Origin of the sequence: Porphyromonas uenonis DSM 23387 = JCM 13868 (assembly GCF_000482365.1) — a bacterium.
GTDB classification, from domain to species: domain Bacteria; phylum Bacteroidota; class Bacteroidia; order Bacteroidales; family Porphyromonadaceae; genus Porphyromonas; species Porphyromonas uenonis.
On the sequence record NZ_KI535307.1, the window covers coordinates 1 to 15000 of the forward strand.

Sequence of the window (15000 nt, forward strand, 5' to 3'; positions counted from 1 at the left end):
CACAGCGCGTCCTCATCGAGCCCTCAACAAGAAGACTCCGATGCAGATGCTCATACCGGATTACCCCAACCCTCTAACAACACAACCATCTAAGAAACAGACATCTAAGAACAATTCACCAAAAGCTCCGAGCCTCAAAACTCCGAGCCCATGCCGCCCAACTCCCAACAAAGAGCTATCTTTGTGTACCTCCGCAGTAAAGACGACCACAAGTCATGTACCCCAGCAGGAGCAAAACTAACAGATGAGTACACTCCCAGGACTAACAAAAATAACCCGAGTACCATCTCAGTAACACCTCCCCAACTGTGTACTTTTTTCAGGAAGAGGACAGGTTAGTCGTATCACTCGTCAAGTTCCTCCCTTGGAACTGAAAAGTTCCTCCGCTGGAACTAAAAAGTTCCTCCCTTGGAACTAAAAAGTTCCAAGAGGGGAACTGTTTTTGGAACTCGTATGTATAACAGAGTCAGCACGATACAGACGACACAGACAACGTCCCCGCTCGATGACACCCCACAGATTAGGAATTAGCGGGTGGGATTCCCTATCAATCGTGACTCGTAAGGTTTGAGGAGTTGGAGGGATACAATTGCGTTGTCGTATGGGAGCAGTAAAATTTGACCTTTACGCCACTTTTTCAAAGGTTCTAAAGATAGAGCCAGCTTCTTTCTTAGCCCACAGTTAAGTCATCACACAGAATCTCGGATGAACCTTTTTTGTCAAAAACTAGACGAAACCAATTCAGTTGCATTTGATAGTTGAATCTACGCTAACCTTTGCTGTGAGGTTAGGTTGTCGCTTTTTTGTACCTTTGGCACTGCTAACTGAATGCTGTCGCACGAGCGATAGCCACAACGAAATAGAAACGTATGCCTGAGATAAACCCCGAAAACATTATCATCCCCGACTCGGCTCTCACGAAGGATGAGATCGTAGATAGTATCGTCAACTTCAACCTAGCTGACACGCTCGGCTCTTGGGTTGATAAAGCTCTTGATATAGGTATCCGCGTACTGCTAGCACTCGTCATATTCTATATCGGTCGCTGGCTGATAGGTCTTATCATGAAGGGCATCACCCGACTCCTTGACAGGCGTGTCCAGGCGCTTGGCTTGCGGCACTTCGTCCGATCGATAGCGCGTGCGGGGCTCTGGATTGTACTGATCATTGTGGTGATCAATATCCTTGGCTTTGCAGCTGTATCCTTCGCTGCCTTGCTCGCCTCTCTCGGTGTGGCTATCGGTATGGCTCTCTCTGGTCAGTTGCAAAACTTCGCTGGTGGAGCTATCATCTTGATCACACACCCCTTCCGCATTGGCGACTACATTGTTTACCAAGATGTCGAGGGTACGGTATATGATATCGGTATCTTCCACACCTCTATCACCACTACGGACAATACAAAGATCTACTTGCCTAATGGTAATCTGAGCACCAACATCATCAAGAACACCTCCGAGATGCCTAATAGACGGTGTCAGTGGAAGTTTCTCGTGGACTACGACGTGCCTTTCGAGCGGGCCAAGGGGATCCTCCTCACGGAGCTTCTCAAGGATCCGCGCGTGCTAACAGATCAAGGGGTGCTAGCCGTCATCTCGGATATGACGGAGAGCAACTATACGATCATGATCCGCGTGTGGTGTACCAATGACAATATGTGGGATCTCTTCTGGGATTTCAATGGTAGAGCTACCGAGCTCTTTACGGGCGAAGGCTTCCCACGTCCATACTCTAAGGTTGAGCTACGTAATAGCACTCCATATAATAAGGAGACCAAGTCTGACGACTAGTCTCTTGTGTCTCGCTTTCTAACTCTATTCATCGGCTCCTAGAGAGCCCATGTCTGATTCGTATGAATATATCTTTCAACTGGTTACAGCAATACCTACCTCGTCTAGAGGGTTCTAATCCAAATGAAGTGGCGGAGACGCTCACGGCCATCGGTCTTGAGGTGGCTGGCGTCGAGCAGACGGAGTCTGTACGAGGCGGTCTGCGTGGTATCGTCATAGGACGCACGCTCACGTGCATCCCCCACCCTAACTCCGACCACCTGCATGTCTGCACGGTCGATCTCGGCGAGGAGGAGCCTGTGCAGATCGTCTGTGGAGCGCCCAATGTGGCTGCCGGTCAGACGGTCGTCGTCGCTACTGTCGGCACCACCCTATACGGACCCGATGGCGAGCCTTTTAAGATCAAAAAGTCTAAGCTACGTGGCGAGCCTAGCATGGGTATGATTTGCTCGCAAGTGGAGATAGGTATGGGGACTGACAGCTCTGGCATCTGGGTGCTAGAGGATGAGACGGTGCGGCCTGGGACACCGGCGGCTGACTACTTTGACCTAGCCAGTGACACCGTCATAGAGATAGACATAACGCCTAACCGTGTCGACGCGACCTCGCACTATGGCGTGGCGCGCGACCTTGCGGCTTACTACTCCTATCGTGAGGGTCAGGTAATCCGTGCGGAGCGTCCTACCCTGACGAAGCCTCAGTCGGTTGATGCGAAGGCTTCTGCCATACAGGTTGAGATGGAGGTCTCCGCTGAAGATTGCCCTCGCTACCAGGGGGTGACGATACGTGGTCTGAAGTGTGTCGAGAGCCCAGACTGGCTCAAGGAACGACTCCAAAGTATCGGCCAGCGTCCTATCAATGCGGTGGTTGATGTGACTAACTTCGTCTTACATGAGATCGGACAACCGCTACACGCCTTTGACGCTCAGAAGATTGCTGGCGGGAAGCTGCGCATAGCTCATCTCCCTGCTGGCACGCCTTTTACCACCTTGGATGGTGTAGAGCATAAGCTCACAGGCATGGAGAATATGATCTGCGACAGCCAGCTCACACCGCTTTGCATCGGAGGCGTGATGGGCGGACTGGACTCGGGCGTGACGATGGAGACGACAGACATATTTATAGAGGCGGCCAACTTCAATCCGACGATCACACGTCGCGCTGCTCGAAGTCACGGGCTGAGCACCGACTCCTCCTTCCGCTTCGAGCGTGGACTAGATCCCGAGGCGACTGACTGGGCGCTCCAGCGCGCTGTATCTCTTATTCAGGAGATCTGCGGAGGTACGCTAGCAGGTGAGACGGTGGATCACTATCGTATGCACCTAGATCCAGTAGAGTTGACAATCTCTACGGACTATGTCTCTCGGACCATCGGTCGTGACCTGACGGCAGAGCAACTACAGCTCATCTTAGACGCTCTAGAGATGTCGCCTAAGGCTGTGGAGGGTGGAGCTTTTGCCATCTCTGTACCTCGCTATCGCTACGATGTGACACGCCCAGTGGATGTCGTCGAGGAGGTGCTACGCATCTACGGTTACAATGCCGTCCCGCTATCGGGTTATGTGCATGCGAGTCTCTCTAAGCAGAGCGACCAAGACCATATCTATCACGCTCAGCTCAAGCTCTCGGAGCTACTCACAGGCTTTGGCTATCGGGAGATATTGAACAATTCGCTCACCTCCCGGCAATACTTTGAGGGGCAAAAGGCTTTTGACCCTAACCAACTCGTGCCGATAGAGAATCCGCTGAGCCAAGAGCTCAACGTGCTACGCCCCACCCTCCTCGTGGGTGGCCTAGAGACGATCTCTGACAATGTACACCGCAAGCAACCTTACTGCGCACTCTATGAGTGGGGTAACGTCTACCGCTATAAGCAGAACGACCAGGCAACTACACCCCTAGACCAGTATACCCAGGCGCACAGACTAGGGCTGTGGCTCTCGGGGACGCTCATGCCAAACAGCTGGACGACCGCTGGCGAAGAGACTTCTCCCTATATGCTGCGAGGGGTCGTCGAGAAGCTCCTAGCGCATATGGGCTTTACGACAGAAGACTACTCGGTGACTACACCAGCCGAATGCCACGATCTATGGAGCGACGTAGTCTGCTACACCGATAGAGAGGGCAAGAACCTCGCCTACGTAGGAGTCATTAGTAACTACTGGCTTACCAAGTGCGACATCAAGCAGCCTGTCTACTACGCCGAGTTATACAGCGACACCTTGATGGCTCATCTGCTACAGCACAAGGTGGTCAGCACGGAGCTCAGCAAGTTCCCAACGGTGAAGCGTGACTTAGCGCTGCTCATCGACAACAACATTACCTACGAAGCATTGGCTAGCACCGCTCGCAAGGCTGAGCGTAAGCTGCTTCAGCGGGTTGAACTCTTTGATGTCTACACGGGCAAGGAGCTACCCTCAGGCAAGAAGAGCTACGCCTTGAGCTTCTACCTACGTGACGACAAGGGCACCCTACGAGATGCCCAGATCGATGCCGCTATGAAGCGCATCTGGCAAGCCATCGAGCAGGAGTACCACGCCACGCTTCGCTAGGCTAGACTAGACTAGCTTATCCAATCATCTGACATATAAATCAACTAACATAGTTAAGTATCCAATCCAATCATGGGAAGAGCATTTGAATATCGTAAAGCACGCAAACTAAAGCGTTGGGGCAACATGGCTCGTGTCTTCACGAAGCTAGGTAAGGAGATCACCATTGCCGTTAAGGCTGGCGGACCTGATCCTGACACCAACCCACGACTACGTGTCCTCGTCCAGACGGCAAAGAAGGAGAACATGCCTAAGGAGAACGTGGAGCGTGCTATCAAAAAGGCTACCGACAAGGACAGCAACACCGACTATAAGGAGATGAACTATGAGGGCTACGGTCCGCATGGCATCGCCATCTTTGTAGAGACGGCAACAGACAATACGACTCGCACGGTCGCCAACGTGCGTAGCTACTTTAATAAGTTTGGCGGCAACCTCGGTACGACGGGTAGCTTGGAGTTTCTCTTTGACCACCGCTGCGTCTTCCACGTTCAGCCCAAAGCAGAGATAGACCAGGAGGAGCTGATCCTAGACTTGATCGACTATGGTGTGGAGGATATAGAGCAAGACGAGGAGGAGTGGGTCATCGAGGGCGACTTCTCTCAGAACGGTGCTCTCCAGGCCAAGCTCGAGGAGCTAGGATTTGAGATTAGCTCGGTCGAGTTCATCCGTGTCCCCAACGATACCCGCTCGGTCAGCGCTGAGGAGCGCGAAGAGCTCAACAAGCTCATCGAGCGACTCGAAGAGGATGAAGATGTGCAGAACGTCTTCACCAATATGGAGGACGAAGAGGAGTAATCTTCACCTCCCCTCTCGGTTCCGTCCTTTATTTCCTTTCTTACAGCAGATAAGCTGTAGCACTGTTGCTCTTTGTTTAGCGCACGAACCCCTTTAGCACATGCAGCACATACGTAACTTTTGTATCATAGCTCACATTGATCACGGCAAGAGTACCCTCGCCGATCGTCTTCTGGAGTACACAGGTACTGTCCAAAAGAAGGATCTGCAGGACCAAGTCCTGGACAATATGGATCTAGAGCGTGAGCGTGGCATCACCATCAAGAGCCACGCCATACAGATGTCCTATACTAAGGATGATGTGGAGTACACGCTCAATCTGATTGACACGCCAGGACACGTGGACTTCAGCTACGAGGTGTCTCGCTCCATAGCTGCATGTGAGGGGGCGCTACTCATTGTGGACGCTTCGCAAGGAATACAAGCGCAGACCATCAGCAACCTCTACATGGCGATCGATCATGACCTGACCATCATACCTGTGGTCAACAAGATCGACCTGCCAGGCGCTTCTCCCGAAGAGGTGCAGGACCAGATCGTCAGTCTGCTGGGAGTAGATCCAGACGAAGTACTCTTTGCGAGTGGTAAGACGGGACAGGGTGTCAACGAAATCCTCGACGCCATCGTAGAGCGTGTGCCAGCACCTGTGGGTGACCCCGAAGCTCCCTTGCAGGCGCTTATCTTCGACTCCGTCTTCAACCCCTTCCGTGGCATCATCGCTTACTATAAGATTGTCAACGGCTCTATTGCTAAGGGCGACAAAGTCAAGTTCATCAATACAGGCATGGAGTACGACGCTGATGAGGTGGGCGTGCTCAAACTTGACATGATGCCGAGAGATCGGGTCAACACAGGCGACGTGGGCTACATCATCTCTGGCATCAAGACCAGCAAAGAAGTCAAGGTGGGTGATACGATCACACACATACAGCGACCCGCCTCAGAGGCTATCGCAGGCTTTGAGGAGGTCAAGCCGATGGTCTTCGCTGGTGTCTACCCCATCGACACGGAAGACTTTGAGGACCTGCGCGCTTCGCTCGAGAAGCTACAGCTCAACGATGCTTCGCTCACCTTTACGCCCGAAAGCTCCGCAGCACTAGGCTTCGGCTTCCGCTGCGGGTTCCTCGGGTTGCTCCATATGGAGATCATTCAGGAGCGTCTCGACCGTGAGTTCAATATGAACGTCATCACGACCGTCCCCAACGTCTCCTACATGGTTTACGACAAGAAGGGTGGCGTGACCGAGGTGCACAACCCGTCTGGTCTGCCCGATCCGATGCAGATCGATCACATCGATGAGCCGTACATACGAGCCACGATCATCACAGATACCACTTACATCGGACCTATCATGACGCTCTGCCTCGACAAGCGTGGCATCCTCATCAAGCAGGAGTACATCAGTGGCAATCGTGTCGAGATCTACTTCGATCTGCCGCTTGGGGAGATCGTCATCGACTTCTATGACAAGCTCAAGAGTATCTCACGAGGTTACGCTTCCTTTGACTATCATCTGAGCGACTTCCGTCCCTCCAAGTTGGTCAAGCTAGACATCCTCCTCAATGGCGAGCCCGTCGATGCGCTCTCGACGCTGACGCACTTTGACAATAGCGTCCCCTTCGGTCGCCGTATGTGCGAGAAGCTCAAGGAGCTCATCCCGCGCCAGCAGTTTGACATAGCCATCCAAGCCGCCATCGGTGCTAAGATCATCGCCCGTGAGACCGTCAAGGCGGTTCGCAAAGATGTGACAGCCAAGTGCTACGGTGGTGATATCAGCCGTAAGCGTAAGCTACTAGAGAAGCAGAAAGAGGGTAAAAAGCGTATGAAGCAGATCGGCAACGTGGAGATACCGCAGAAAGCCTTCCTCGCTGTCCTCAAGCTCGACTAAAGCCCCTCCACAACTCATTTCATCTCCTCAGCCTAGGCTCCAACGTCTAGGCTACCCACTTGCCCCCGCACGCAACACTTACCTAGCCAAACCATCTAGATCATGCCATCCCTAAAGCCTACACAGCAGAAGCAGCTCCGCAAGCCGCAAGCCTCTCTCGACCGCACGACCGAGGGACGCGTACCACCTCAAGCCACAGACATTGAGGAGGCTGTGCTGGGCGCCATATTACTAGAGAAGGAGGCCTTCTCTGAGATCAGCACCATCCTAGAGCCCGAGAGCTTCTATATCAATGCGCACCAGATCATCTTTGAGGTCATGCGTGACCTCAGTCTGGAGGAGCAGCCGATAGACCTACATACCGTCAGCCAGCGACTACAGCGTGATGGCAAGCTGGATCAGGTCGGGGGGATGCCCTTCCTCGTCGACCTCTCCAACCGTGTCATCAGTGCGGCCAACCTCGAGTACCACGCCATGATTGTGGCGCAAAAAGCCCTCAGTCGCAACCTGATCAAGTTCTCTACCGAGGTGCTCACATCTGCCTACGAAGATACCATCGACATAGAGGATCAGATGGAGACTGCTGAGGGTGCACTCTTTGCCCTCTCGCAGAAGCATCTACGCAAAGACGTACAGCCGATCAATACAGTCCTCAAAGTTGCCATCGATGATATCAAGGCTGCCGCCAATAGTGCCGAGGGTATCAGCGGTATCTCCTCCGGCTTTGACGGCATCGATGCGATGACAGCTGGGTGGCAGAAGTCAGACCTCATCATCATCGCTGCGCGCCCCGCTATCGGTAAGACAGCCTTCGTCCTCTCCATGGCCAAGTACATTGCTGTGGACAATAAGATCCCCGTAGCCCTCTTCAACCTAGAGATGAGCAGCGTACAGCTAGTCAAGCGTCTCATCAGTAACGTCTGTGAGCTCCCTGGCGAAAAGCTCAAGAGCGGTCAGCTCGAGCAGTTTGAGTGGACCCAGCTTGATGAGCGCATCAGCGTCTTGGAGAATACCCCCCTCTACATCGACGACACCCCTAGCCTCTCCGTCTTCGAGCTACGTACCAAGGTACGCCGTCTCGTACGGGAACACGACATCAAGATCATCATCATCGACTACCTCCAGCTCATGAATGCCAGCGGGATGAACTTTGGCAACCGTGAGCAAGAGGTGAGTACCATCTCCCGCTCGCTCAAGATGCTTGCCAAGGAGCTTGACATCCCCATCATCGCTCTCTCACAGCTCAACCGTGCTGTCGAGCTCCGCAAGAACGATAGCGGGACCAATAGCAAGGTGCCTCAGCTCTCCGACCTGCGTGAGTCAGGCGCTATCGAGCAGGATGCCGATATGGTCTGCTTCCTGCACAGACCCGAGGTCTATGGTATCATGCAGGATGACAACGGAGACACCAAGGGCATCGGCTACTTCATCATTGCCAAGCACCGTAACGGTCCTATCGGCGATGTGCGTATCGGCTTCCGAGGCGAGTTTGCCAAGTTCTACCCACTCGAAGAGGCAAACATGCACTACACCTCCCAGATCAATGGTGTCAAAGCTAGACAGACATCCTCTGCCACGCCAGGAGTCACGCCAGGCGCAGAAGCTGGCAGTCCCTTCGGGCAAACCTTTAACGTCGGAGCCTCTGACTTCAACCCGATGGCCTCTGACGACGAGGAGAGCGACTTCCCCTACTGAGACTGTTGCAAAAGTCTCCTACTAGCGCAGAGCATACCCTACGATACCTGCCACTGTCGCGCCTTTGCGACAGCTTAAAACGAAGAGAATACTCAACTGCTTGATGCGGTTGAGTATTCTCTTCGTTTGTATGAGTAGCTCTTCTAGAGAGTATTATTTCTTCGGAGCTTTTTGGACTACCTGGAACTCTAGATAATACGCATCTTCGCCATCTACTTTCGTACAGTAGATAGAGCCCCACATTGGCCCCTCGGGGAACTGCTTCATATTGTACCCCTCATAGTTTAGCGTTCCTTTGCTATACTTTGATGGTTGCAGATTTTCTGTAAAGCCGTAGAGGGTCAGGAGATCTCGGAGCACCTTGATATCCTCCTCAGATCCCTCGTGAGCAGCCTTGACGACATCTTTCTTAAAGATAGGTTTCGTCCAGCAGTCGAAGTACACATCATCCTTCTTCCTAAAGTGGTAAAAGAGTTCTATGATGTAGCGATCGTCTGTATATTTGCCCTTCTCATCTTTAGGAGCCTGCATGCGAATTATCTTATGATCATCTTCGTCGCCACCCTCATTGGTATGAAGCGTCCAGCCATACTTTAAGTTGGCAGCAATGAGCTGATTCTGAGCCTCCTTACTGTCAGCTAGATCAGAAGATAAGACGGGGATATATATCGGATAGATAGTTTTGTTTGGACTATTTAAGCCGATGTAGCGCTTCTCTGAAGCGGCATTTGGGTCGACAACGGTCACATTGACAGTCTTGGTTTGATCCTTAGCCACTACCGTGATGACAGCCTCGCCGCCCTTGACTCCAGTTACTAGACCCTGATTGTCCACCGTAGCTACTGACTTATCAGAGGAAGTGCAGCTGTAAGCGACACCACTAGGCTTGGTCAAGATAGTCAGCTGCTTCTTACCACCGACTTGTAGCAGTACATGGTCAGGCTTCACACTGAGTCGAACATTACCGTTAGTTGGTTCTGCGTTCTTGTTGCAAGCTCCGAAAAGCGTTAGCGTAGCTAAAGCTACTAGGAGCAGACAGATCTTTTGTTTCATAAGATAGTTTGTATTGCTTAGCGTTATGTGATTAAGTAGTGGTGCAAAGGTACCGTTTTTACATTAGATACGGTCTACGATTGCGCGGAAAATACGCCGACGAATCATGTTTTCTCCTGAGGTATTGTCGTTGGAAGTTCCCGAGCCTGTCCAGGCGGATTCGCCCCCCTAGCCGTACCTTTGCTTGTTTCCTCCTTATGAAAATGGATTTTCTCCCGTATGAAAATCGATTTTCCTCCGTATGAAAATAAAGTTTCGTCCGCATGAAACGGAGGAGAGGCAGGCGGTTGAGTGCTTTTTCGTACATTTGTAAGCGATAGCAGTCGGGCTAGCTAGCGCTGACTGCGACAGACCTTTTTTATCTCAGTAGACTTTATCGATCTCATCGTGCTATGCAAGAGCCAAACAAACCTAGAGTGATCATCAGCGGAGGCGGTACTGGTGGACATATCAACCCCGCCCTAGCTATTGCCGACGAGGTGCGTCGACGCTATCCCGAGAGTCAGATACTTTTCGTCGGAGCTCTGGGACGTATGGAGATGGAGCGTGTCCCCGCTGCAGGCTATGAGATCGTAGGCCTGCCTGTCATGGGGATGGATCGCAAGCGTCTCTGGCGCAACTTTAAGGTGCTGCACTCTCTGATCAAGAGCCGCCTGATGGTTCGCAAGACTTTGGCAGACTTTCACCCCGATCTAGCCGTCGGTGTGGGTGGCTATGCGAGCGCCCCTACGCTCAAGGAGGCTCAGCGTAGCGGTATCCCAACGCTCCTACAGGAGCAAAATAGCTATGCCGGCGTGACCAATAAGTTCCTGGCTCGTGAGGCGAAGTGTATCTGCGTCGCTTACCCAGGTATGGAGCGCTTCTTCCCGAGTGATCGGATCATCCTAACGGGCAATCCTGTACGCCACGCTATCGAGTACAACCATACGACTCGTGAGGAGGCGTGCGCTTACTTTGCGCTCCCCTCTTCACTGTCACGTACTATCTTGGTCATGGGCGGTAGTCTAGGGGCTAGGACGATCAATGAGTCGGTCGTGGCTGCGCTACCTGAGTGGAGCAAGCTAGGCTATCAATTGATCTGGCAGACGGGACGTAGCTACGAGCATGAAGCACAGGAGCTGATCAAGGAGTATGATATTAGCAAGCGAGCTTACGTCTCGGCATACGTAGAGCGCATGGATCTAGCTTACCGTCTGGCCGATGTAGCGGTGTCTCGTGCGGGTGCCCTGAGCGTCTCGGAGCTTTGTCTCTCGGAGCTACCAGCCATCCTAATTCCTTCGCCCAATGTGGCTGAGGATCATCAGACGAAAAATGCGCGTGCACTCTCTACTCGTGGCGCTGCAATACTCCTTCCCGACAGCGAAGCGGTAGGTCAGATGGGGCTAACCATCACTGAGCTACTCAAAGATGAGACGCGGAGAGAGGAGATGAAGGCGGCGCTCCGTGACCTTGCTACACCGCAAGCTGTAGAGCGCATCGTGGATCAGATGGAGCTACTGTGGTAGTCTCTTTTTACTTTGCAAAGACCATTCGCTAACGCATGAGTTACGTTTATTTTATCGGTATCGGAGGTGCTGGCATGAGTGCTCTAGCACGTTACTATCACCTCAAGGGATACAACGTGTCGGGCTACGACCGCTCACACAACATGTACACCGACGAGCTAGAGCAGCTAGGCATCGCTATACACTACGACAGCGATGCCTCGTGGCTGGAGAGCGCTCCGATGACTCCTGATAATACGCTAGTCATCTACACGCCTGCTATACCGCACGACCACCCTGAGCTATGCTATCTGCGTAGTCATCACTTCCGTGTGCTAAAGCGCGCTGAGGCGCTTGGCGTCATAGCCGAGAGCTACCGCACACTGGCTGTTGCTGGTTCGCATGGCAAGACCACGACGACCAACATGCTAGCGCATATCCTAGATGGTGCCAAGGAGGTGGGCTGTACCGCATTCATCGGCGGGCTGGCTGTGGATACGGGATCTAACTTTATCTACTCCGACCACTCCGATCTGCTGGTGGTAGAGGCGGACGAGTATGACCGCTCGTTCCTACACCTCAACCCCTATATGGCTGTAGTGACCTCGACCGATGCGGATCACCTAGACATCTACGGAGACTATGCGGGGTACCTAGCAGGCTTTGAAGAGTTTTGTAGCCAAATACAGCCTGGTGGCACGCTACTGATGAAGGAAGGGCTACCGATCAAGCCACACCTAGCTGAGGGCGTACGCACATTGACCTATGGCAGTGCCTCTACGGCGGACGTTTACTACGACCATGTGACCGTCGGAGATGGGACGATCCGCTTCGACTGGCACTACCCAGAGGCGGGGCTTCATCTGGAGCAGGTCGCTCTCGGGGTGCCTGTACGTACTAACCTAGAGAATGCTACGGCAGCTATGACCATCGCTTATCTCAACGGGGTCGCTCCTGCTGACATCGTACGAGGCGTGGAGAGCTTTCGAGGTACCAAGCGACGCTTCGAGCTGGTACTGCAGACGGATCGTCACCTACTCATCGATGACTATGCGCATCACCCAGTGGAGCTAGACAGTTCCATTCGCTCGATCAAGGAGATCTACGGCTCGGAGGATGTGCTGGCTATCTTTCAGCCACATCTCTACTCGCGCACGGCAGACTTTTATCAGGACTTTGCCAAGAGCCTCTCACATGTAGATCAGGTGATCGTGCTAGACATTTACCCAGCCCGTGAGGAGCCTATGCCTGGCGTCACATCGGAGCTTATATACAAGGAGCTGACAGCGCCACATCGCTGGCTATGTACCAAGGAGGAGCTGCTCCCTCTGCTTCGACAGATAGAACTACCACGAGTGGTGGTCACGGTCGGTGCAGGAGACATTGACAAGCTGGTCCTCCCGATCAGAGATTATCTAGCTACACTATAACAATAAGGTATGCGCTACCTATATCTCTCTCTCGCTCTGCTCCTCGTAGGACTACTCTGCTACATGGCACTCGTGCCTCCTCAGATAGCGCCAGCACGTATCGTCGACGTGAAGGCGGATATTAGGTATGAGGGGGAGCACCCCTTGATGCCGGAGCGAGATCTCGTGAGCGAACTGAAGGCGCTAGGCTTTCGTCCCATAGGTCAGTCGGTAGACTCACTCTCCACGATGGCTATCGAGTCACAGCTGATACGCAACGGACTCTTTAGCCATATAGACCTCTACACCACTCCGGGTGGTGTGCTGCACGTATCCATGCTACAGCGCGAACCGCTCTTTACGCTCCTCACACCACAGGGTAACTACTTCGTCTGCAAGGATCAGACGGTGGTCCCGATAGAGCGTAGTGAGGACTACTATACGACCTTCCTGCCAGTCAGCGGGAGCGTATCTGTAAAGCAAGCCTCTCATCAGCTCTACCCACTGATGCAGCTAATCCTCTCTGACCCTCTCTGGCGAGATCTATTCATACACATCTATGTAGACCCATACCGAGGGGTCATAGCCACGCCACGAGCTAGTAATACGGAGATTATCCTCGGCTCTAGCTCCAACTGGAAGGAGAAGCTGGACAAGCTCAAGCTCTTCGTAGAGCAGGTGATCCCCATATTTGGCTGGAATAGCTTTATTTCAGTAAATTTGGAGTACAAAGACCAGATAGTAACTGTCCCGTCAGAGGAGGGAGCGCTACAACACTCCCAACCAAGCCTCCCGGCACAGACTTTATAATACCACTCTCACGACTTAATCGCAAGCACTCGAATGTCATACAACGAAGATCTCTACACCGCCATAGACTTAGGTAGTGCTACCATACGGGGTATGGTAGGTACTAAGAAGGATGGCAAAGTCCTCCCTATCGCAATAGCCGAGGTGCCCACAAGCAACGCAATCCGCAAGGGGGTCGTCAACAATATGGAGGAGCTACACAACAAGCTCAAGGTACTTATAGATCGACTCAACGAGCAGCTCCCCGACAAGCACACTGAGATCAAAAAGGTCTACGTAGGCTTCGGTGGTAAGTCCCTTATGTCTCGATCCTACAAGATCAATCATAAGATGGACAATCCTGACGGAGAGGAGATCAGCGACTACCATATCAACCTGATCAATGAGCGCGTCAAGAACTACCGACTCAACGCTCACGAGGTGCTAGACGTATCTGACCCTTACTGTCTCGTAGACGGACGCGTGGAGCGGAATATCAAGGGGTTGCTCTGCACGGAGTTTTCGATCCACTTTAACCTCATCACGACCCGCTCTAGCAATGTCAACTTCATCCGTATGGCTATCGAGGACCGTCTAGGACTTGAGCTAGAGGCCATCCTTCCCTCACCATGCTGCGAGGCGGACGTGCTCCTCTACCCTGATGCTAAGACGCTCGGCGTAGCGCTAGTCAACATTGGTGCGGGTACTTCCTCTGTCGCTATCTACAAAAACGACACGCTGAAGTGCCTACGGATCATCCCCTTTGGTTCGAAAAACATCACCAACGACCTGATGTCCCTCCACATCACCTACCCCGAGGCAGAGAAGATCAAGCTGGAGAATGCGACCCCCTTTACCGATGCCTACGATGATGAGACGCTCACGCTCAGCTCTCCCGATGGTACCCGTGACCGTGAGCTTAAGATGCGTGATGTCAACAGCCTCGTGACAGCCCGCATGAAGGAGATCACAGCAAACGTACTCCGTGTCATCCACGACTTCGAGGCTGGTGCTCGGCTGGGGTCTGGCATTGTCTTAGCGGGACAAGGCGCTCTGATGACTGGCTTCGTGAACTACCTACAGGGCGAGAGCAAGTTTGTTTCGCTAGCTCGTGAGTTCAACGATAAGGTTTACAAGGGCGATACGCCTCTCTCTGGAGATGTAGACTACGCTGGCTGCGCAGGACTCATCTATCGTGCGGAGGTCAACTGCATCGGCTCCATCGATGCGCCTCAGAGTACCACCGCTCCATCAAGCAAGGTCGCCACACCAGTACCTCAAGCCACGGTGCAAGCTAGCCAGCCAGAGGAAACTCCCGAAGAGGATCATAGCACTGAAACTACAGAGGAGCACTCCCAGCAACAGCCTCAAACGTCGCTCTTTGACCTGCCCGATATTGATCAGCCTCGCAAAGCTACAAAGCGGGAGCCTAAGAGTGCCAAGCGGAAGAAGTCCTTCAATTGGTTCTCCAAGATTAAGGATGTTCTGACCAACGATGATGTTGACTAGTCAGTCACACCCACTCTCCCATTTTATCTAACC

General features: G+C 52.8%; 10 protein-coding genes. 9 read left to right on the forward strand and 1 reads right to left on the reverse strand.

The genetic code is table 11. The annotated features are described in order from the left end of the window. Positions 1-869 precede the first annotated feature (869 nt). The 5 genes from L215_RS0105265 to dnaB all read left to right on the forward strand — a co-directional run bounded on the left by L215_RS0105265 (position 870) and on the right by dnaB (position 8723). Positions 870-1790, forward strand: coding sequence for a mechanosensitive ion channel family protein (locus L215_RS0105265; protein WP_025882667.1), 921 nt, complete (start codon positions 870-872; stop codon positions 1788-1790). 62 nt (positions 1791-1852) lie between these two features. Beyond that, positions 1853-4342, forward strand: coding sequence for a phenylalanine--tRNA ligase subunit beta (pheT, locus tag L215_RS0105270; protein WP_027451457.1), 2490 nt, complete (start codon positions 1853-1855; stop codon positions 4340-4342). Between the two features lie 72 nt (positions 4343-4414). After that, entirely contained in the window at positions 4415-5140 is a 726-nt protein-coding gene (locus L215_RS0105275; protein ID WP_027451458.1) for a YebC/PmpR family DNA-binding transcriptional regulator, read from the forward strand. Between the two features lie 100 nt (positions 5141-5240). Then, positions 5241-7028: a translation elongation factor 4 gene (gene lepA / locus L215_RS0105280; RefSeq protein ID WP_025882666.1), complete on the forward strand. Its 1788-nt coding sequence runs from the start codon at positions 5241-5243 to the stop codon at positions 7026-7028. A 102-nt stretch (positions 7029-7130) separates the two neighbouring features. Continuing rightward, positions 7131-8723: a replicative DNA helicase gene (dnaB, locus tag L215_RS0105285; RefSeq protein ID WP_027451459.1), complete on the forward strand. Its 1593-nt coding sequence runs from the start codon at positions 7131-7133 to the stop codon at positions 8721-8723. 153 nt (positions 8724-8876) lie between these two features. On the opposite strand, the gene L215_RS0105290 is transcribed toward dnaB, so the two are convergent. Continuing rightward, on the reverse strand, positions 8877-9776 hold the full coding sequence (locus tag L215_RS0105290; RefSeq protein WP_025882664.1) for an Ig-like domain-containing protein: 900 nt from the start codon (positions 9774-9776) through the stop codon (positions 8877-8879). A gap of 392 nt (positions 9777-10168) precedes the next feature. Here L215_RS0105290 and murG point away from each other — a divergent pair, with 392 nt between their 5' ends. The 4 genes from murG to L215_RS0105310 are packed head-to-tail and all read left to right on the forward strand — an operon-like array spanning position 10169 to position 14967. Next, the gene (gene murG, locus L215_RS0105295) at positions 10169-11281 is read left to right on the forward strand and encodes an undecaprenyldiphospho-muramoylpentapeptide beta-N-acetylglucosaminyltransferase (protein ID WP_025882663.1); all 1113 of its coding nucleotides are present in this window, start codon (positions 10169-10171) and stop codon (positions 11279-11281) included. Between the two features lie 35 nt (positions 11282-11316). Further along, positions 11317-12690 (forward strand): UDP-N-acetylmuramate--L-alanine ligase, encoded by a 1374-nt coding sequence (gene murC, locus L215_RS0105300; protein ID WP_025882662.1) that lies wholly within the window; start codon positions 11317-11319, stop codon positions 12688-12690. Between the two features lie 9 nt (positions 12691-12699). After that, positions 12700-13479 (forward strand): cell division protein FtsQ/DivIB, encoded by a 780-nt coding sequence (locus L215_RS0105305; protein ID WP_025882661.1) that lies wholly within the window; start codon positions 12700-12702, stop codon positions 13477-13479. Positions 13480-13512: 33 nt separating this feature from the next. Then, on the forward strand, positions 13513-14967 hold the full coding sequence (locus tag L215_RS0105310; RefSeq protein WP_025882660.1) for a cell division FtsA domain-containing protein: 1455 nt from the start codon (positions 13513-13515) through the stop codon (positions 14965-14967). The last annotated feature ends 33 nt before the right edge of the window (positions 14968-15000 follow it).